The following is a 19,954-nucleotide window of genomic DNA, read 5'->3' on the forward strand; positions in this document are numbered from 1 at the left end:
ACGCCTTTCGCGCCGGACCTACGGTCAAGTACAATCCATCAAGGCAGCCGGAACACATAAAGCGTGCCTCCCGAGGTTGTCGCGTTCTTCAGATCCTTCATGGCATTGACGAAACCGAGCGCGGCGGTGGCGTCACGCGGATCAAGATCGCCCGATACAATGGCGCCGGCCCAGCCGCCGACGCCTGAGAGGATGGCGACATACTGGTGCCCGTCGGGACCGCGATAGGTGATGGGCTGGCCGATGATCCCGGACGAGGTCTTGAACTGCCAAAGCAGGTCTCCGGTCTTGGCGCTGACCGCCTTGAACCAGCCTTCCATCGTGCCATAGAAGACAACGTCGCCGGCGGTCACTACCGCGCCGCTCCACACCGGGAAATTCTCCTTGAGGCTCCAGGCCGGTTTCTCCGCGGCGATGTCCCAGGCGGTGAAGGCGCCGCGATTGCCGCCAGGCCCTGGTATCATGCGGACGTTCATGCCCACATAGGGCGTGCCGGCGATGTAGTTCACCTCGACGCCTTCTTCATCCATGCACAGATTGTTGTGCGGGATGTAGAGCAGGCCGGTCTTCGGCGAGAACGCGGAAGGCTGCCAGTCCTTGAGGCCAGACGCCGTCGGACAGATATCGCGAACGACCTTGCCGGTGCCGGTCTTCTTGTCCGGATTTACGATCAGTCGACCGGTTTTCAGGTCCACACCTTTGCTGGAGTTTACGGGACCAAAGGGTTTTGCCGACAGCACCTCGCCGGTTGTCCGGTCGAGGATGTAGAGATAGCCGTTGCGCTCCGGCCGGATCAGCACCTTGCGCGGCTTGCCCTGCCAGGTCATGTCGAGCAGGATCTGCTCGTTGATTCCGTCATAGTCGTGGAGGTCGTGCGGGCTCCACTGATAGAACCATTTCGCCGCGCCGGTGTCGGGATCGCGCGCGAAAATGCCAGACGTCCACTTGTTGTCGCCCGGCCGCAAATCCGGATTCCATGGTCCGGGATTGCCGGTGCCGTGGAAGATCAGGTTCAGATCGGGATCATAGGAAATCCAGCCCCACATGTTGCCGCCGCCGATCTTCCAGGCTTCCGGCGGCCACGTCGTGACGCCAAGATCCTTGCCTTTGTCCATGTCGTAGTGCGGCTTGAAGTCCGGTCCGATCAGCACGTCCTTGTCCGGCCCGGTGCTATAGGCGATCCAGACGACATGACCGTCGCCGGCGTCGAGCGCCTTTACCCAGCCGCGAACGCCCATCTCGCCGCCGGAATTGCCGACCAGCACTTTGCCCTTCACCACAAGCGGCGCCATGGTGATGGTCTCGCCGATGTTGATGTTGCCGATATGAGTGTTCCAGATCGGCTTGCCCGTGTTCGCATCAAGGGCAATCGTGTGGCCGTCCAGCGTATTGAAAAAGATGCGCCCGTCGGCGAATGCCACCCCGCGGTTGACGACGTCGCAGCAGGCCACTCCCTGTGCCGCCGGCTCGGGATTGGGTTCGTACTTCCACTTCATCGGGGCGCCGGGCTTGGAGAGATCGAGCGCATAGACGAAATTGGGAAAGGGCGTCACGATATACATGGTGTTGCCGACGACCAGCGGCGCTGCTTCCTGGCCCTTGTTCACGCCTGTCGAGAACGTGAACGCGACCTGCAGGTTCTTGACGTTGCCTTCATTGATCTCGGAGAGTTCGCTGAAGCGCGTCGACGCGTAGTTCTTGGCCGGCATCGTCCATTGGCCGTCATCGGGTGGCGAAGCTGCGGCTGGCGGTACGATCGCTGGTGTTTTAGGAGGCTCGGACGCAGCGCCCAGAAGCAGCAGGCAGGCGAGCAGCGTCACCAGAAGGATAGCGCCAAAGGAATTCCCGGCTGCCAATTTGCGGGTACATCGTTCTACGTCAACGCGCGTTAATGCCAACTGCGGCATAGCTTTCATTTATTGATCGAGCCTCCCACGCCGGCGCCGAGTTCGGCCGCGATGTCGGCCTCCGTTCCGGCACAAAGCGGATGGCCCCAGCCCGAAGCGCTTTTGCCGCCGGGGTCCAGATCGTAGACAATGGCATCCTTGCGATTTGGATTGACGCCTGCCGGGACCTTGTCGAAGCCGAGCGCCGCGCGGATACGCCAGGCGACATTGTGATCGGCGCATGAGGAATCGCCTGAAACGCCGAGGCCGCCGACAATGCTCTTGCCGTCGTAGAGGGCAAGCCCGCCGCCAAACACCACGACGCCTCCGATCGGCTTGCCGACGAGCGGGTCGCCGGCGCTTCCGAACGTTTTGGGATCGCCCGTATAGGCCGCGGCCTGGTTGACGGGATTGGTCTCCTGCAGGCCAAATAGCGGCCCGCCCGGCTGCACCCCCGCATAGAGATTGGCCGTAGAGAGGGCCATCTGAGCCAGGCTGAGACCGTTGGCCGTGTTGGCTTTCTCCGCTGCTATGAGCCGACTTCCCGGCCATTGCGAGTCGGGGGTGGGGCCGCTGAACGCAATCGCGCAGACAGTGCCGTCACGGGCAACGATGGCTGCCCATTCGTTGGTTTCAAAGCCGCCATTGGCTGGTCCGCCGCTTGCCTTCACGTTGGCTTTGAGGGCTGCAAGCAGCTTGTCGTGGTCGGCCGGACAGGGTTCCTGCGCCATGGCCTCGTGCCCGTGGAACAGGCCACCCATCAGCAACAGCAGGCCAAAAAGAGGTACGAAAAGCTGATAGCGATACATTGTCCTGGCATTCGTTTACATAACAAGGACCACCCCGGCAGACCGCAGAATGCGAGGATACGTCCAATGCGTCAGTGCCTAACTCGCGTAGTGCTTCTATGTTCCTGCTTTGCATAAAATTCATGCAGTTGGATTTGGGTGCAGGTGTTCAATCAAAGCATGGGACCTGGACACCCGTGGCCACATGCCAAGCAATGAGGCAACGCGGCTGATCCGGGAAAACCGCGATCGGGACAGCGCAGACGTACCCGCCCTGACAAACCCTGTTGCCTTGTCACGGCGTTCGACGATGGATGATCTCTTCAATAAGTTTCGCGTCGGCTTCGTATTCCGCGGCCCGCGCAGCCATTTGACTGGCCAGGCTGTGTCTTTCCCGCGCGGCTTCGCGTTTTGCCGTACGTTTCGCCAACTCAGCCCGCTGCTGGTGCGCTCTTAAAAGGCTCCAAAGAGCCTGCTCCGCATCGTCAGCCTGGGCCTGCATCAAAACGTCTGCTCCGAACGCATGTCCGGTGTGGCAGCGGTAACGGGTAATCGGCCCGTCTTCTATCTCCCATAGGGGGCCATGACATTCGGGGCAGACAAATGTCGAGGGGGTGCCAAGCTGGCCTTCGGTCAATTCCATTGTGCTGTGCTCCTGAGCTGCAATCGCTGCCTCAAGGCGGATGCCGGACGGGATTTCTGGTGTCGGTCCTGCGATTTCGGAAGCAAGCCTGTGCAACAGGCCAGCCATTTCGGACAGAGGGACGCAATGGTCGATTTCCACATTCTGCAAGGCGCTCAGCGGCATGTCGGGTACTGCGGCGTCGCCGGGGTCCTGGACTACGCTGACGCCTCCGCACATCTTGATTGCGTGCAGGCCGGCGGTGCCGTCGGAGAGGCTGCCTGTGAGCACGACGCCGATCACGCTGCCGCCAAAGCTGCAGGCCGCCGATCGAAACAGGGGGTCGATGGCGGGGCGCGCCAGGTTCTCGCGCGGCCCGCGCCGCAGCAGCATATGATCGTCGTGTAACAGAAGGTGAGCTCCGGGCGTTGCAACGAAGATGTGCCCGTTTTTAACCTTCATGCCGTTGGAGGCATTTGCAACGGGCATGTTGGCAGCGCGACCGAGAATGTCGCCGAGGTAACTCGTGGGACCAACGTGCTGTACGACGAGGAGAGCCGCCGGGATGTCCGGCGAAAGATCGCGGACAAGTCTCTTCAGCGCGTCGACGCCGCCGGCCGATGCTCCGATTGTCACGATGCACCGGTTCTCGCAACCGTCGGGACGGACCTTGTCCGGCTGGCCCGCACGCTCCGAATCTGATCGTGGTGCGGCGGTGGCCATGGTTGCTTCACCCACATTCAGCACAGATGTCGATGCGAGCGCTCCGGCCAGTCCGTTGCTGGTCGGATGCCCTGCCCTGGTCGGTGTTAGCTTCCGGCCGCATCGCGGAACCTAGATGCCCGCAATGATGTCGGCTCTGTGCTAACGCCTACGTGCGCGTTTGACGGCAGCCTCTGCCACGGCCGGGGCCTCCTGAATGCTTGCCGCGCCGCCGAAATCGGCGTTCTTGGTACGGCCAGCTCCTGGGCCCGCTCCTAGATCAGCGCCTGTCGTCGGATCGGAAGCCGGATCGGAAAGCGTACGGTCGGCCATCCTGGCCACCACCTTCATGTCTTTGGCCCCCAGCTTGACAGTTGCCAGGCCGTCTCCGCCGTCGACGGGCATCACCTCTTCAAGGTCATCGATCCGATCCCACTCTTCGCCGGAATTCCATGGGCCAGCGACATCGCCGTCGCCTTGAGAGGTGTTGACATACATGCTGGCGTACTTCTCTACGCCTGGGAGCTTGCCGGAAGGGAAATTGTTTTCTATCGCGTAAAGTGCTTTCTCGAACGACTTCTGGTGCGCGATCTCGCGGGTCATCAGGAAGCCGAGCGCGTCCTTGATTCCCGGGTCGTCGGTGATGTTGATGAGGCGTTCGTAAACGATCTTGGCGCGGGCTTCGGCGGCGATATTCGACCGCAAATCCACCGTAGGTTCACCGCGCGAGTCGACATAGGCCGCGGTCCAGGGAACGCCGGCTGAGTCGCACAGCGCGGGAGCGCCGCCGAACAGAATTGATTCCTTGGCTGTTGTGCCGCTGGCGCCGATCATCAGGTAAAGGTCGGCTTCCTTCATTTGGCCCTCGGCCAGCTGTGCCTTGAGCCCCTTGTTGAGCATGGTGACGATTGATCCCACCACTTCGAGATGGCTGAGTTCTTCGGTCGCAATATCGAGCAACATGTCGCGACGGCCAAGATCGTCCTCGCCAAGCCCTTGCGTGAAATAGCGCATGGCCGCTGCAAGCTCGCCATCGGCGCCGCCGAACTGTTCCATGATCATGCAGGCCAGGCGAGGATTCGGCTCCGAGACGCGAACGGTGTATTGCAGGCGCTTGTTGTGCATGAACATGGACATCTCTCCGGTTAGATCATCCGAACATCCCGGCAAGTTGATTGTTCCATCCGGCCATCGGCCAGCGAGCATTTTTACGGCAGCTTCAGTGTTGAGCATCGCAGGGAGCCAGAGGCGGCATTTATTTCTCCGACCGGTGACCGGCGGCAACGAGATTTCGATCGTGCTGCGCCATCACGGCAATGAGCAAGGCCGCGGATGGGCAAGAGGTAGACAAAATCTGGAGGGATACTGGCTCGGAAAAGTGAAGCCGGGCCATATTAATACGATGTCGGTGTCGACACCTTCGGCCCTTTTCGCTGCACACCCACGCGGCAAACGGCGCGTTCGGTCACGGGGCGAGCGTCGCGGGCTGTTGCCCGTTCACTTTCGATCCAGCACCTTCCGGACTTTCTCTGCCAATTCGTCGATCGTGTAGGGCTTGGTCAAAAGTTCGGTTCCGAAATCGAGCGTGCCGTTGTGGACAATCGCATTTCGTGTGTAGCCGGTGGTGTAGAGCACTTTTAGCGACGGGTGCATTGTCTTGACCTGATCCACCAGCTCCCGGCCCGACATCTCCGGCATCACCACGTCGGTGAACAGAAGCGACGGCACTTGCCCGCTTTCGACGGCCACCAGCGCTTCGCGTGGACCTTGCATTTCCAGCACGGAGTAGCCCAGTTCCCGCAGCGCTTCCGCGGCCATCAGCCGGACGCGATCTTCATCCTCGACAACCATGATGATCTCGTCTGCACAGCCGGGGTGCTCGCCTGCCACGACGTCGATTTGGCTGTCGAGCACGCCATGGTGCGAGCGCGGCAAATATATTTTCAAGGTGGTTCCGATGCCCTGCTCGGAATAGATCTTCACACTGCCGCCGGACTGGCGAACAAACCCATAGACTTGGCTGAGTCCCAGCCCGGTGCCTTTGCCGACCCCCTTGGTGGTGAAGAACGGATCGAAGGCTCTTGCGACAACATCAGCAGTCATGCCCGTTCCTGTATCGGTGACCGCTATCATCACATACTGGCCGGAGGGGATCGCGTTCTCCCTGGCATAGCGATCGTCGACGTGGGCGTTTGATGTCTCGATCGTCAGCTTGCCGCCAGCAGGCATGGCATCCCTTGCGTTGACGCAGAGGTTGAGCAGCGCGCTTTCCAATTGCCCTGCGTCGGCCTCGACATGCCATAGCCCCGCGGCGAGCACGGTCTCGATCTGGATGGTCTCGCCAAGCGTCCGGTTCAGCAATTCGCTCATGCCGGAGACGAGGCGATTTGGATTCAGCCGCTTCGGCGCCAGTGGTTGCTGGCGGGAAAAGGCGAGCAGTCGCCTGGTAAGTTCTGCGGCACGTTGTGCTCCATCGATCGCGCCGGTTACGAATTGGTGGACGTTGGTATCGCCGTTTCTGAGCTTGCGCTGCACAAGGTTCAGGCCGCCGATGATGACGGCCAGCATATTGTTGAAGTCGTGCGCGATGCCACCGGTGAGCTGTCCGACAGCTTCCATCTTCTGGGCTTGGCGCAGGTGCTCTTCTGCTCTGGCGCGTTCCGCTACTTCATCTTTGACACGCTGTTCGAGCGTGCCGTTGAGTGTCTGCAGCGCCTTGAACAGTCGGGAGTTGTCGATTGCCGTCGCGGCATGGCCCGCAAGCCCCAGCAAGGCCGCCTCTTGCTGTTCGGCGAAGACGCCGATTTCTGGATGGCCAAGGAAGAGGCCACCCAGCACCTCGCCCGAACGCGAGACGACCGGCACGGCGAGATAGGAACGCACCGGCAGATGGCCCTCCGGCATGCCCTTGCGGGGCCAGTTCTTGCCGTAACGCGGATCGGTGAGGATATCGTCGGAACGCACCACGCTTGTTCCGCGGAAAGTGGGCTCGAACACCGCGGTGTTGCGCGGCATGGGAAAGTTTTCGAAAGCAGAACGAGGTGCCCCCGAAAGGGCGTAGAGCACATAGCTGTCGCCCTTGTCGTCGATCACATTGTAGAAGAAAGCTCCGAATTGTGCGCCCGACAGCACCACGCCGGCATCGGTTACCGTCTGGACAATTCGCTCCACGTCAAGCTCGGCCGCCACGGCTGCCGCAGTGGCGTTCATCAACTGAAGCTGATGCTCCACCCGCTTTCGCGCGGTGACGTCGACCACGGTGCCGATGAAGCGGATCGCACGGCCGGACTGGAAAAGCGCTTCCCCCGTTGCGGCAATCCAGCGCTCCTTGCCATCCCGAAGGCCGATCGTCCGGTATTCGATGTCGTAGCGGGAGGGGGTGCCCGGCGCGAGCGACTGGCGTACGGCCTCGTCGGCCCGTGCGCGATCTTCCGGGTGGAGGCCCGCCAGGAAGGCGCTTTCATATGTCACCTCCGCGTCCGGCGGCAAACCAAAAAGGGCTTTGCACCGGTCGTCCCAACGCAGCACTCCGCTGATGGGATCGTAATCCCAGGTGCCAATAGCGGCCGCGTCGGTGGCAAGCCTCAGCCGCTCCTCGCTCGCCCGTGCCGCCTGTTCCGAGCGAACGCGCTCGATGTGAGCCCAGGACCGCTCCGTCACCTCGGTCAGCAAGGACAGTTCGCGTTGCGACCAGACGCGGCGCTGCTTGTCGTGGATGGCCATCAGGGCAGTCAGTCGGCCTTGTTTGACCAAAGGCATACAGATGGTTGCCGTTATCCCGATATCCTGAAAGGTCTTCGCTTCCTCGGGAGCAATTTCCTCAAGGTTGTTGTTGATGATAAGCGGCTTGTTGGCGCTGAGGTTGGTGACAGCCAGGCGACCGAAATCGGCAAGACTGTAATATCCCCTGATGCTGGGCGAGCCAGGTGCGCTCCAATCGCCGCGGATGGTGAAATGGTCTTGGTCCTGCTCCATGTCGGCATAGGCGCAAATCGAGACGCCAAGATGTTCGCCGAGGAGTCGAGTGGTGATCTGCATGACAGCATCGGCGTCGGCCGCGAGGGCTATCTCCCTGCCGAGGCGGTCGAGAAAAGCAAGGCGTTCGGCGTTCTCACGGAGGGCCAGTTCGGCGCGAAGGCGTTCTATCGCCGTACGCGTCCGGTCCGCCACTGCCGAAATGAGGGCTATTTCCTCCGTCGCCCAGCGTCTGGGCGCGGAGTGGTTCAGGTATAACAGCGCCACCAGCCCGCCATGCTCGGTAACGGGCATGTTGATGACGGATTGGGCGCTGATGGCTTTGAGTGCCTCCGCATGGCCGCTGGTTCGCGGATCTGTCTCGGCGTTTTCAAAGACAACGGTTTCGCCTCGCTTCAAATCCTCGATATACGAGCCGTAGTTCCTGAAATTCAGCGTCCCAGCCAGGCTTTTGATGCCTGGCGCGTTCCAGTCCCTGTCGATGGTGATCGTTTCTTTCTCTAGATCGATCGTGCCGTATCCGGCTCGGCTGATGCCAAAATGGTTCCCCAGCAGTTCCGCGGCTGCGTAGGCCAGTTCTGCGGGATCCGTAATCTCGTGAATACGGTCGCCCAGCGCTGCCAAAAGCTCGAAGCGCTGCAGTTCAGATCGCGGATTGCTTGAAGTGGCCCCCATTTCGCCCCCGTTTTGCCCGGACTTAAATGCAGTCTGCGGCCAAGAGTTCCCCGCAGGACGGCAGTTTCTTTGGCGGGCCGGTCAGCCGAACACGCCGCACCGGTCATAGGTTAATGACAGCTTGGCGCGCTGTGGCGGATAAAGGGAAACCAGCGGGCACTTGACGAGCTCCCGCTGGCTGGGTGCCCGAACCGCACTTCACTCGTTTGGAGACGTTTGATGCTTGACCGACCCATTCTTACGAATACGGACGCTCTCTATCCAGACGACCTGAAAACGCTTCGGTCGGTCTTCGACGCGCTGTGTCAGGAATTTGAGATTTCGTCGGACACTACCGCGGCAGAATCCATCGCGAGAGAGCTGGTCAGACTTTTCCAGACCGGGATGACGGAAGCGGCCATGCTGATGATTGCCGTGCGCGCACGTTGGCAGGGTGATTGGAAAATGGGAGGCAGCAGCGCTGCCCAGGCTTAACGGTCCCAACTCAATGGAGAAGGCCTACTTTAGCCGCTTGAGCCGGTTGTACAGCGTTGTCTTGTCTGGCGGAACAAGCTTTCGCCCCGAGAGTTGGGGTCGGCAGATGGTTTCCAACAGGCACGTGCATGGCGTTCGACAGAGATGGACCGAAACTCGCGACCGGGTTGCTCGCGGCCTCGTTGGCGGCGCTGGCGGCATACAACGCCATCCGCGCCAAACGTGCGATTGCCGGCCGGGCGTGCGGACGTGTGATGGAGATCTATGGTGTGCGCCTGCATTTTATCGAAGCCGGAACCGGCATGCCGCTGCTTCTCCTGCATGGCAATGGATCCATGGCGGAGGATTTCAAGTCGAGCGGCATCTTCGATGAGGCGGCAAAGACCTACCGGGTGCTTGCATTTGATCGTCCCGGTTTTGGGCGAAGCTCACGGCCGCGCGGCCGGCGTTGGTCCGCTCGCGACCAAGCCGACCTTATACATGCCGCGGCCTGCGGGCTGGGTATAGAGAAATACCTCGTGCTTGGACATTCCTGGGGAGCTTGGATCGCCCTCGAATTGGCGCGCAGGCATTCTCAATCGGTCGTCGGCATCGTGCTGGTCTCGGGCTATTACTATCCGCCACCGCGGCTGGATCTTGCACTGGCCGCACTCCCTGCACTGCCTGTGATCGGCACCGCGTTTCGTCACACCTTGCTGCCGCCGCTTGTAAGGCTTGCTTGGCATTGGGCAATGGAGAAGATCTTTAAACCCGCCATCGTCGCCAGCGAGTTCGCCGCACTCGCCAAAGATGTCGCCAGCCGCCCTTCCCAACTGCGGGCGGTTTCTCTGGAGACAGCATCGATGCTGGCCGCGTCCCTGTTGGGAAAGGCCAACTATAGGGACATTGCCGTGCCCACCGGCATCATGGCGGGATCCGGGGATCGGTTGTTCGACGCGCAACGCGATGCACGACGCTTGCACGCGGAAGTCGGTGGGTCTCTCCTTGAGGTGGTTCCGGGCGCCGGCCATATGGTTCATCAGAGCGCCCCCCAAGCAGTGGTCGGCATGGTGCACACTATTGCAGGACGGCACGCCTTGTTCCAAGCGGGCCGTGGGCAGCGACCCAAGTCGTGTGCCGACGAGTTCAAGGCAGATCCGGCCTCGCGGGAGCCACCGGCGATAAGCGACGCCGCTTCCACGGAATGATCTCCAAACGGGGCTTTCAAATGAGCGACCAACGTCCAGCCGACATGCAGTCGGTGCTCCACCAGAACATACAGGCCCTGGTGGAGCACAGGCGGCAGCAAGAGGAGCACCAAGGCGTTCAAGCGTGGGTCGCCGGCGCTGTTTCGCGCTTCGCGGGAAGCATGACTTTCGTCTATCTGCACCTTGCAATTCTTGTCGTCTGGGTCCTCGCGAACCTTGGCGCGATACCAGCCGTCCCAGCCTGGGACCCGACTTTCGTGATCCTGGCCATGGTCGCCTCGGTTGAGGCAATCTTCCTGTCTACTTTCGTGCTGATCAATCAGAACAGAATGGCCGCACACAGCGAGCGGCGAGCCGAACTGGATTTGCAGATCAGCCTTCTGAACGAACATGAAACCACGCGGCTGATCGAGATGGTGGCTGCCTTGACGGCGCGTCTGAATATCTCGACTCCGGCCGACAAAGAGCTGCCGGAACTCGCCGAGAATGTCGATCCCCAAAAGGTGATGACGCAAATCCAGCAAGCTTCTGAAGATCAGGAGAACGCTTGATCAAAGCGACCTCGCCGGCAACGGTTCAGCGTCGGCTGCAGCCTGTAATCAGCCTCATTGTCCAGGGCTGTCGAAGCAGCTAAGCCGGCGTCGGCGTTCTCCAGGGCGGCTTCCCGACGTCACAAGTCCGCCGCGCAATCGAAGCAGCGTAGAACTTCGATAACCAACAGGCTGCTGCGCGTCAGATGGAACCAAGTTGACGCCGAAATCGTATTAGCGGTGGCGGCTTGGGGAGATTCCGGATGAGCGAAGGTGCTGTTCTGATCGTCGAAGATGAGACAATGATCCTGCTCGACCTCGAGTCAGCTTTGGAGGAGGCCGGCTTCCAGGTGGTCGGCACTCGGAGTGCCGCCGAGGCGCTGGCGGCCTTCGACCCCGATCCGACCAAGTTCAAGGCCGTGCTCACGGACATCCGTTTGGGACCAGGACAGTCGGGGTGGGAGGTCGCTCGGCACTTGCGAAGGTCCAACTCGACCATCCCGGTTGTCTATATCAGTGGCGACAGCGCGGTACACTGGGGAGCGGAAGGCGTGCCCAACAGCATAATGATCACCAAGCCCTTTTTTCTGCCGCAGATCATAACTGCCGTTTCTCAACTTTTAAACGCGCAGCAAGGTGCAGAAACTCACCTCTAGGAATCGGACCGCGGCTCCGCAAAAACCACCGAACATTCTTCTTCGGCCAATCGGCGCCGTCCGGCGTAAAGCGTTCGCGTCTGCCTGGGTCAAATGTCGGCGGCCTCAACCAGATGTCGACCTCAGCTCCTTTCCCCTCGCCACCGGCTCGCATCCACTCGGGAGCTCTCCCGAAAGCAGGGGCGCTCATTGGTTGAGCTTTCGGTCGAGTTCGTCAAGCAATGACCGATGCTCGCTAGGCATGTCCGCGTCTGTCGGCAGATCCAGCAACTGGCGAAGCTGGCGACGATTGGCGTCCGATGAAATCCACTCCCGTATGAGGCGGGCTATGACCTTTTGTTGTGCCTTGCCGATTTCTTCCATGTTAGATTCCGAGCTTGTCCGTTGGACGAACTCGGCGGCTCTTTGATGGTTCCCCGTCCTGTACACAAATCGAGGCGAATCGAGGCACAATCTATGGGTTAATGCATGTCGCTCAAAAGTGGCCCTGGTTTTGAGACACGACATGCCAGTGGATGTTTGCAGTCCCAGTCCGCTCGCCTAACGCTGCGCGTAGAGTGCAAATTTATACGTTCGATTTTACCCGAAGCGAGAGGCTCAGCCGCAAAATCTTGGCGCCATTTTCATCGCGCACTTCGATAAACAATTGCTGCCCGTCGACGCTCTTCAGTGACTCTCTCGTGAGGTCGACAAGGCCCTCGAATCCCGCGCGGCGGACCTCCTCGAGGCCAGCGCATTCGACACCTATTTCGTCCTCGAAGATGAGATCGCCATCGCCGCTGTCGAAGAAAAATCGTGCCATCGGAGAGCTTCCGTCACTGCTAATCTGCGGGGTTCCTTTGGTGCAGGTAGGTCGTGTCGAAATCTCCTGCGTGAGTGAGGCCAGCCCAGTCCAGTGCGTGAACTTTTGATCCCGAGGTGGCAATGAGGCCTCTGCGTCGTAGTTCCTGGAGCATCCGGTTGACGTGGACCGTGGACAAACCCAGTGCATCGCCAAGGGCCGCCTGTGTAATGGGAATATCCGCCACGTGATCCTCAATGCGCCCCATGGAGCGCAAGCGAAAAATCAGTTCGCACAGGATGTGAGCCATGCGGGTGTATGCCTCGCGCCTTCCCACATTGATGACCCACTCCCTATAAATCGCGGCATCTATCAACGTCGACCGCCAAAAAGCGGTGGCGATGCGAGGGTGCTGGTCGCAAACGGCACGCAGAGTGTCATGCCGCATGAAACCTATTCGCGCCGGCGTAAGGGTCGAGAAGTTACAATCCATGACGGACAGATGCAGCCCATGCAGATCAGGAATGTCGCCGGCGACGAAGAATGATGTGATTTGTCGCTTTCCTTCGCCCGTATGTTTGGTGGAACCGACCAAGCCATCAAGAACGATAAACGAGTAAACAGGACGGTCGCCCTCACGCACCAGATCGTGGTTGGCCGAATATTCCTTCTCCTGGATCGGAATGCCTTTCAGAACGCCGATGTCGGCCTCTCGAAGATCCGAGATGGTCTGAAGCTTGCGAATGAGTACATCCGAGGATGAGGTGGGGAACAAATTGACTACCTGGCTGATGTTGGTGATCGAACTATTATCCGCGCCAAAAGTTCCGATTGGCATGGGGACATATGCGCGGCGGCAGAAGGCGCCGCCGTGCGGCATGGTCCCATGCCTGGAGCGTTCTGCCAGCGTCGAGGGTGGTTGAGGATCCCGGAATGATCGAAGCACAGTTTTTTAGGACAGCCATAGGTGAGGCAGGCAGCAATGCATTAACCTATGACATAGGCTCGGTTAGAAATTGTCCCGCTGGGCAGCCAGCCCCAGGAGTTCGCCGATCACGGCGCAGCTTTGACCCTTCGCTCCGCCCTTTCGAGGGCTGCACCCGCAGCCCGTCCTGGAACTCTTTGATGCGCCACCAGGAACGGGGTGGCTCCGCTGACGTTGTCTCAGTGGCAAGGTGAGATTTCAGTGAACAGGCATATTTCGCGGACGGATGTCGAACAAATCGATCACACGGATGACAGCGGGTTTGCGATAGAGCACGGCGGACCGCCATCCTCAGCAATCGCGGTAGCGCTGGCCCGTGGCCTGGAGACCAGTCGGGACAAGCACATCATCCATATAGCTCCCTCGGAACGCAGTGCCGAGGAGATCGCCGGCGCCTTGCGTCAGTTCCTGCCTGACGCGGATATAATCTTGCTGCCGTCCTGGGATTGCCTGCCCTACGACAGGGTGTGGCCCACACGCGCCAATATGGGGCGAAGGCTTCGTGCGTTGCGTGAGATCGCAACGAAGCCGGATCGCCCGCGCATCGCTGTAATGTCGCTCGAAGCCATTCTGCAGCGGGTGCCGCCTGCTCCGGTCATCGCTGGCGGTTTCACAATTCTGGAGGTGGGACAAAAGCTCGACCGTGACGATTTTAGAACCTGGTCCGAAGCCATTGGCTATGTCGTCGACGAGAGGGTCGACGAACCGGGTGAGATAGCCTTTCGGGGCGATCTCATCGATATTTTCCCTGCTGGCGCGGATGGCCCCGTTCGCGTCATCGTTGATCCCGATGCCTGCATCCGGCAGCTCAAGACCTACGACCCGCTCAGTCAGCTCAGCGATCAGGTTCGAGACTCGATTACGGTCGGACCGGCATCCGAGCTGATCTTTAAAGCTGGTGAGCATCCTGAGTTGACAGCGATGCGCGCGACGTCGATGGAGGAGCGCCTGGTCGCATCGTATGGCGCTATGCCATCCGTCTTCGATGCGGCATCCAGCGCTTCGATCTCCTTCCTTGAAGGGACCGACGGGCAGCCGCTCGGCAGAATTCTGGATCTGGTCGAGGATGCACGTCGTGCCAGGCAGGAGGCAGCCGGAACGAAAAAACCTTTGCCGGGACGATTTTACCTATCCCGTGAAGAGTGGGACGCTGCTCTGCTTAACCGCTGCTGCGTGAGACTAGCCGTTTCTGCCGTGGGAGTTCCCAAATTCTTCCGCCAGGCCCGACCCGGGTATGATTTCGCGGAATTCATCAGAGGGCAGACGAGTGCCGGAGTCAGAGTAGTGTTCACCGGCGATGCCTCTGAACTGCAGCGAGCAGATCGCCTGCTCGATAGGAGACTAGGCCGGCGGGCAGAGGAAGCGGCCGACTTGCCGCAAATCCTTTCGGCCGCGAGGGGCTCTGTTCTCAAGGCTGAATTCGTCCTCGACGAAGGGTTTGTCGACGCGCAATCCAATATCGCCGTGGTGGCCGCATCCGACCTGTTTGGGCCCGCGTTAAAGGCGAGCGGGAGCGCGACCACGGGCATACTCGAACCCGAGTTGCGCATTGGCGATGTCGTCGTCCATGAAGACCATGGCCTGGGCGTGCTCGCCGCGGTCGAACAGGTCGAGTTGGCTGGCCAGCAACAGGATGTCGTCAGACTGGAATATCATGGCGGGGCTTCCTTGCTGGTTCCGGTCGACGACTTTGGACGAATATGGCGCTACGGCTCGGAACCGGAGGCAGTGTCGCTTGATCGCCTCAAAGGCGAGGGCTGGCCGAAGCGACGCGAAGCTGCGTTGCGCGAGATCGACAGGCTGGCCAAACGCCTCTTGAGTCTTGCCAAAATCAGGTCCAGCCAGCCTGCCGAGATCATAAAGCCCTCCCGCACGGACTTGGCCCGTTTTGCGGCGAGATTTCCCTATACGGAGACGCCCGACCAAGCGGCCGCCATCCGCGCTGTGCTCGATGATCTTTCGTCGGGAAGAACAATGAACCGGCTCGTCTGCGGCGATGTCGGCTTCGGCAAGACAGAGGTCGCCCTGCGTGCTTGCGCCGCCGCGGCTTTCTGCGGGAAACAGGTTGCTATCATAGCGCCGACAACGGTGTTGGCACGACAGCACTATGAGACGTTCAGCCGCCGCTTCGCAGGAACCGGCCTGCAGGTCGCCCACCTTTCAAGAATGGTCGGGGCAGCGGAGGCGAGAGCGGCAAAAGAGGGTCTGCGGAGCGGCCAGGTTGCGGTCGTTGTGGGTACTCAGGCCCTGGCGTCCAAGAGCGTCACCTTCGCCAATCTTGGACTGCTGGTGATCGACGAGGAGCACCGGTTCGGGGTCAAGTTGAAGCGCGCGCTGCGGACCATGGCGCCTCGCCTCCATACGCTGAGCATGACCGCCACACCGATACCCCGGACGTTGCAATCGGCGTTGTCAGGCATCCAGGACGTCAGCGTTCTAAACTCTCCGCCCGCCAAAAGACGTCCCGTTCGCACGATCTTGGCAGCGTTCGATCCAGCATCGGTGCGCGCGGCCCTCCTGCGTGAATTTCACCGGGGTGGACAGAGCTTCTTCGTGGTCCCGCGTATCGAAGATATTGCCCCGGCCTGTGACCAGCTGAACAGACTGGTGCCGGAACTCGGGGTCAAGACGGCGCATGGTGAAATGAAGGGGAGACAGCTGGACGAAGTCATGGTCGGATTCGCCGACGGTGATGGCGACATTTTGTTGAGCACCGACATCATCGAGAGCGGCCTCGATGTGCCGCGGGCCAACACCATCATCGTTTGGCGCCCCGACCGGTTCGGTCTGGCGCAGTTGCACCAGCTGCGGGGCCGGGTCGGAAGGGGGGCGGTGCAGGCCGTTGCGTTTCTTCTGACCCAGCCTGGCGTTGAACTGGCCGACAGCACCAGGGCCCGGCTTTCGACGATGCTTGCGCTCGATCGGCTCGGCTCCGGCCTGGCAATCAGTCAAAGAGACCTCGACCTGCGTGGCGCCGGAGATCTTTTCGGCGAAGACCAGGCCGGGCATATGAAGCTGATCGGAGTGGGCTTGTACGAGCACTTGCTGGAGCGGGCGGTCTCGGCGGCTGGCGGAGGGGCCAACTTCAGCAAGCAACTTGCCGAGATCAATGGCTCGGGAAAGGGGGCTTTTCCCGAGAGCTATGTCGACGAGCCTACGGTGCGCGTTGGCCTCTATGCGCGGCTCTCCCGCATCCGTTCGGAGCCGGACCTCGATACATTCAGCGAAGAGCTCGAGGACCGCTTTGGAGACATGCCTGGCGAAGTAGCCCTTTTGCTGGAATTTACCAGGTTGCGAATAGCAGCGTCGGAATTGGGCGTCGGCAAAGTCGATGTCGGTCCCGAGGCCATCGCGATCACCCCTCGGAACAAGCCGTCGGCGTCCCAATGGCGGAACAGCAAGGCGTTGGGCCTGGACTACCGGAACGGCCGCCTGATTTTCAGGCCTATCCAGCCCAGCGTCTCAGGCATCGATGCGGTTCGCTTAGCGCTTGATGCCCTACGCGCAGCCCAGCCAAAGCACGAGATCTGACGAGCCTTTTGTCTCCTGGGGCCATCCGTGCGAATGGCGCTGCGGGCGGCCGTGCGTTCGCGGGGAGCGTTCAAGGCATGGTTCCGGCTTGATGGGGTGTCATGGCAGCCATGTTTTCATTCAGATGGGCCATGATCCAGATAGAGCCCAGAACCACCAGCGCGACGATCAGCACGCCGAAGGCCAGCGCCAGGATGTTGTTGGTGTTGTCCGGCCCGGTGGTCAGGTGCAGAAAGAAGACAAGATGCACGCCCATCTGCGCAACGGCGAGCACCACCAGGGCCGAGATGACCGCGGGCTGGTAAATCAGGTCGGTTCGCGCCGCCAGGAATGACGCGATCGTGAGCAGGATAGCCAGGCCGAAGCCGAGCACATAGCCCGAGAGGCCCCCAGCCGTTTCGTGCTCGCTTATGTGTTCCTCGCCCGGCGCTGAATCGCGGCGGTCCTGCAACTCGCCGGTCTTGCTCTCGAACTCGGTCATGACGATGCTCCCAGCAGATAGACCAGGGTGAAGATGGCAACCCAGATGATGTCGAGGGCGTGCCAGAAGAGCCCGAAGCAGTGGAGCCGCCGCAAGATGTCGGGCCGAAAGCCCTTGACCCACAGCTGCGCCATCATCGTTCCCAGCCAGAGCAGGCCGAGACCGACGTGGGCACCGTGGCAGCCAACGAGCGCAAAGAAGGCAGAAAGAAATGCGCTGCGCGAGGGGCCTGCCTGCTCGCCGATCATTGCCGCGAACTCCTGTAGTTCCAGGAACAGGAACGCTGCCCCGAGCAACCCCGTGACGAGAAGCCAGAACTGCGTGGCAGCCATTGATCTGCGACGGGTGGCGAGTGTTGCCACGCCGCCGGTGAAGCTCGAAGTGAGCAGAAGGCCCGTCTGGACCGCAACCCGTGTCGGTTCGAACAGATCCTTGCCTGTCGGTCCGCCGGCGGTTGCCTTGGCGAGCACGGCGTAGGTGGCGAAAAATGCCGAGAACATGATGATGTCGGACAGGAGAAAGATCCAGAATCCGTAGGTCACCGTGACGAACTTTGAGGCCGGGCCGCCTTCTCCGTGGCCCGTCGCAGAGCGCACCGCATGCCGACCGGTGTGATTAAGCCGATACGGGTCCCGTGCCTGGGTGCCGGCGCTGATGTCGCCGGAGAATGCGTGATCGCTCATGCCGGGCGCTCCCACCCGCGCAGCCAGGCAAACTGGGCTGCCTTGTGGTCATGATCGATGCGGGCGACCTCGTCGACAGGGATCTCGTAGTCTCCATGATCGCGCCAGGCGAATACGACGAAGGTTGCGTAGGCGCCGATGAAGCCGACGATCGCCAGCCACCATATATGCCAGATCAGCGCGAAGCCGATCAGTGTGCTGAAGAAGGCGGTGACGAAGCCAGTCGGGCTGTTGCGAGGCATCTCGATCGGCTCATATGCCTTTTCCTCGTCCGAGCTCTGTTCGATCCCTCGTTGCTTGATGCTCCAGTAGGGCTCTTCGTCTTCCACGTGAGGCAGCCGTGCATAATTGAAGACAGGAGGAGGAGAAGATGTCGACCACTCCAGCGAACGCCCGTCCCACGGGTCGCCGGTTTCGTCGCGAAACTTGTCGCGATGCCGGACCGAAACGAAAAGCTGTGTGATCTGCAGCGCCGCGCCGGCGATCATCACCACCACGCCGAAAGCGGCCACCACCAGCCACGGTGCCCAAAGGTCCATATCGATATGTTGCAGGCGCCGCGTCATGCCGAGCAGACCGACAATATAGAGCGGTACGAAGACCAGCATGTAGCCGGCCAAGGTGACCCAAAATGCCGCCTTTCCCCAGCCTTCGTGCAAACGGAAACCGAACGCCTTGGGGAACCAGTAGGTGAAGCCGGCGAATGCTCCAAACAACACGCCCGAGATGATGACGTTATGGAAATGCGCGACGAGGAAAAGCGAATTGTGTAGCACGAAGTCGGCCGGCGGGACGGCAAGCAGGACGCCAGTCATGCCGCCGACGGTGAAGGTGGTCACGAAAGCCAATGCCCAAAGCATCGGCGTGTCGAAACGAACGCGCCCGCCATACATGGTGAAGAGCCAGTTGTAGATTTTCACACCGGTTCCCACGGCAATGACCGACGTGGCGATGCCGAAGGCGGCATTAACGTCCGCTCCGGCACCCATGGTGAAGAAGTGATGCAGCCAGACCATGAACGAGACGATGCAGATGAACATCGTGGCCGCGACCATCGAACGGTATCCGAACAGCGGCTTCGATGAAAAAGTCGAGAAAATCTCGGAAAAGATTCCGAAGGCGGGAAGCACCAGGATGTATACTTCGGGATGGCCCCACGCCCAGATCAGGTTGACGAACATCATCTGATTTCCACCAGCTTCGTTGGTGAAGAAGTGGAAGCCGAGATACCGGTCCAGCGTCAGCATTGCGAGCGTGGCGGTAAGGATCGGGAAGGCTGCGACAATGAGCAGGTTGGACGCGAGCGAGGTCCAGCAGAACATCGGCATTCGCAGATAGCCCATTCCCGGCGCCCGCATCTTGAGGATGGTCGTCACCAGGTTGACGCCGGTGAGCAGCGTGCCGACGCCGGAGATCTGGATCGCCCACAGATAATAATCGACACCGACGCCCGGCGAGTAGGCGGTTTCCGACAAAGGGGCATAGGGCAGCCAGCCGGTGCGCGCGAACTCGCCGACCACAAGCGAGATGTTGACCAGCAGGGCTCCGGAAGCCGTCAGCCAGAAGCTGACGGAATTGAGCGTCGGAAAAGCGACATCGCGTACGCCAAGCTGCAGCGGCACGACGAAATTCATCAGGCCGATCATGAACGGCATCGCGGCGAAGAAGATCATGATCGTGCCGTGCGCGGAAAAGATCTGGTCGTAATGCTCCGGCGGGAGGTAGCCCGGCCCGTGAATCGCCAGCACCTGTTGTGTGCGCATCATGATAGCATCGATAAAACCACGAAGAAGCATGAGCATCGCCAGCACAATGTACATCACGCCGATGCGCTTGTGGTCGACCGAGCTTATCCACTCGCTCCACAGATATGGCCAGTAGCCCTTCACCGTTATCCAGCCAAGCACGGCGGCTGCTGCCAGAAAGACGCCAAGGGCTGCGCCGAGGGGGATAGGTTGATCGAAAGGAACGGCCGACCAGTCGAGCTTGCCCAGCATC

The 19,954-nt window shown here is 60.6% G+C and carries 16 protein-coding genes; 5 read left to right on the top strand and 11 right to left on the bottom strand.

The window, feature by feature from the left end; translation table 11 throughout:
- Positions 1-38: 38 nt before the first annotated feature.
- The 5 genes from X726_RS163780 to X726_RS163760 all read right to left on the bottom strand — a co-directional run bounded on the left by X726_RS163780 (position 39) and on the right by X726_RS163760 (position 8,648).
- Positions 39-1,916: a methanol/ethanol family PQQ-dependent dehydrogenase gene (locus X726_RS163780; protein WP_023821880.1), complete on the bottom strand. Its 1,878-nt coding sequence runs from the start codon at positions 1,914-1,916 to the stop codon at positions 39-41.
- Positions 1,913-2,695, bottom strand: a complete 783-nt coding sequence (locus X726_RS163775; RefSeq protein ID WP_023668014.1) for a heme-binding protein — start codon at positions 2,693-2,695, stop codon at positions 1,913-1,915. The genes X726_RS163780 and X726_RS163775 overlap by 4 nt, the downstream gene beginning before the upstream one ends.
- Before the next feature lie 274 nt (positions 2,696-2,969).
- Positions 2,970-4,019, bottom strand: a complete 1,050-nt coding sequence (locus tag X726_RS163770; RefSeq protein WP_023668015.1) for a chemotaxis protein CheB — start codon at positions 4,017-4,019, stop codon at positions 2,970-2,972.
- 141 nt (positions 4,020-4,160) lie between these two features.
- Complete coding sequence (locus tag X726_RS163765) at positions 4,161-5,129, bottom strand: manganese catalase family protein (RefSeq protein WP_023681124.1); 969 nt, start codon at positions 5,127-5,129, stop codon at positions 4,161-4,163.
- A 366-nt stretch (positions 5,130-5,495) separates the two neighbouring features.
- Positions 5,496-8,648: a GAF domain-containing protein gene (locus tag X726_RS163760; protein WP_023668017.1), complete on the bottom strand. Its 3,153-nt coding sequence runs from the start codon at positions 8,646-8,648 to the stop codon at positions 5,496-5,498.
- 219 nt (positions 8,649-8,867) lie between these two features.
- On the opposite strand from X726_RS163760, the gene X726_RS163755 reads away from it, so the two are divergent.
- From X726_RS163755 to X726_RS163740, 4 genes are all read left to right on the top strand, one after another.
- Positions 8,868-9,122 (top strand): hypothetical protein, encoded by a 255-nt coding sequence (locus tag X726_RS163755; RefSeq protein ID WP_023668018.1) that lies wholly within the window; start codon positions 8,868-8,870, stop codon positions 9,120-9,122.
- 128 nt (positions 9,123-9,250) lie between these two features.
- The gene (locus X726_RS163750) at positions 9,251-10,309 is read left to right on the top strand and encodes an alpha/beta hydrolase (RefSeq protein ID WP_023668019.1); all 1,059 of its coding nucleotides are present in this window, start codon (positions 9,251-9,253) and stop codon (positions 10,307-10,309) included.
- Positions 10,310-10,329: 20 nt separating this feature from the next.
- Entirely contained in the window at positions 10,330-10,860 is a 531-nt protein-coding gene (locus tag X726_RS163745; protein ID WP_023668020.1) for a DUF1003 domain-containing protein, read from the top strand.
- 242 nt (positions 10,861-11,102) lie between these two features.
- Positions 11,103-11,495 (top strand): response regulator, encoded by a 393-nt coding sequence (locus X726_RS163740; RefSeq protein ID WP_023668021.1) that lies wholly within the window; start codon positions 11,103-11,105, stop codon positions 11,493-11,495.
- Positions 11,496-11,681: 186 nt separating this feature from the next.
- Here the strand turns inward: X726_RS163740 and X726_RS1000000170360 are convergent, their stop codons facing one another.
- The 3 genes from X726_RS1000000170360 to X726_RS163730 form a co-directional block, all read right to left on the bottom strand.
- The gene (locus X726_RS1000000170360; protein ID WP_023687819.1) at positions 11,682-11,858 is read right to left on the bottom strand and encodes a hypothetical protein; all 177 of its coding nucleotides are present in this window, start codon (positions 11,856-11,858) and stop codon (positions 11,682-11,684) included.
- 202 nt (positions 11,859-12,060) lie between these two features.
- Complete coding sequence (locus X726_RS163735; protein ID WP_023668023.1) at positions 12,061-12,297, bottom strand: hypothetical protein; 237 nt, start codon at positions 12,295-12,297, stop codon at positions 12,061-12,063.
- A gap of 19 nt (positions 12,298-12,316) precedes the next feature.
- Positions 12,317-13,156 carry a Crp/Fnr family transcriptional regulator gene (locus X726_RS163730; RefSeq protein WP_245260468.1) on the bottom strand — a complete coding sequence of 280 codons (840 nt, stop codon included), beginning with the start codon at positions 13,154-13,156 and terminating at the stop codon, positions 12,317-12,319.
- Positions 13,157-13,462: 306 nt separating this feature from the next.
- On the opposite strand from X726_RS163730, the gene X726_RS163725 reads away from it, so the two are divergent.
- Complete coding sequence (locus tag X726_RS163725; protein ID WP_023668025.1) at positions 13,463-16,792, top strand: DEAD/DEAH box helicase; 3,330 nt, start codon at positions 13,463-13,465, stop codon at positions 16,790-16,792.
- 70 nt (positions 16,793-16,862) lie between these two features.
- Here X726_RS163725 and cyoD read toward each other — a convergent pair whose 3' ends face one another.
- The 3 genes from cyoD to cyoB are packed head-to-tail and all read right to left on the bottom strand — an operon-like array spanning position 16,863 to position 19,953.
- Positions 16,863-17,273 carry a cytochrome o ubiquinol oxidase subunit IV gene (cyoD, locus tag X726_RS163720; protein WP_023668026.1) on the bottom strand — a complete coding sequence of 137 codons (411 nt, stop codon included), beginning with the start codon at positions 17,271-17,273 and terminating at the stop codon, positions 16,863-16,865.
- Positions 17,270-17,956 carry a cytochrome (ubi)quinol oxidase subunit III gene (locus X726_RS163715; RefSeq protein WP_023668027.1) on the bottom strand — a complete coding sequence of 229 codons (687 nt, stop codon included), beginning with the start codon at positions 17,954-17,956 and terminating at the stop codon, positions 17,270-17,272. The genes cyoD and X726_RS163715 overlap by 4 nt, the downstream gene beginning before the upstream one ends.
- On the bottom strand, positions 17,953-19,953 hold the full coding sequence (cyoB, locus tag X726_RS163710) for a cytochrome o ubiquinol oxidase subunit I (protein WP_032910044.1): 2,001 nt from the start codon (positions 19,951-19,953) through the stop codon (positions 17,953-17,955). The genes X726_RS163715 and cyoB overlap by 4 nt, the downstream gene beginning before the upstream one ends.
- Position 19,954 lies beyond the last annotated feature (1 nt).

Origin of the sequence: Mesorhizobium sp. LSJC285A00 (assembly GCF_000503155.1) — a bacterium.
In the GTDB taxonomy this organism is placed as follows: Bacteria; Pseudomonadota; Alphaproteobacteria; order Rhizobiales; family Rhizobiaceae; genus Mesorhizobium.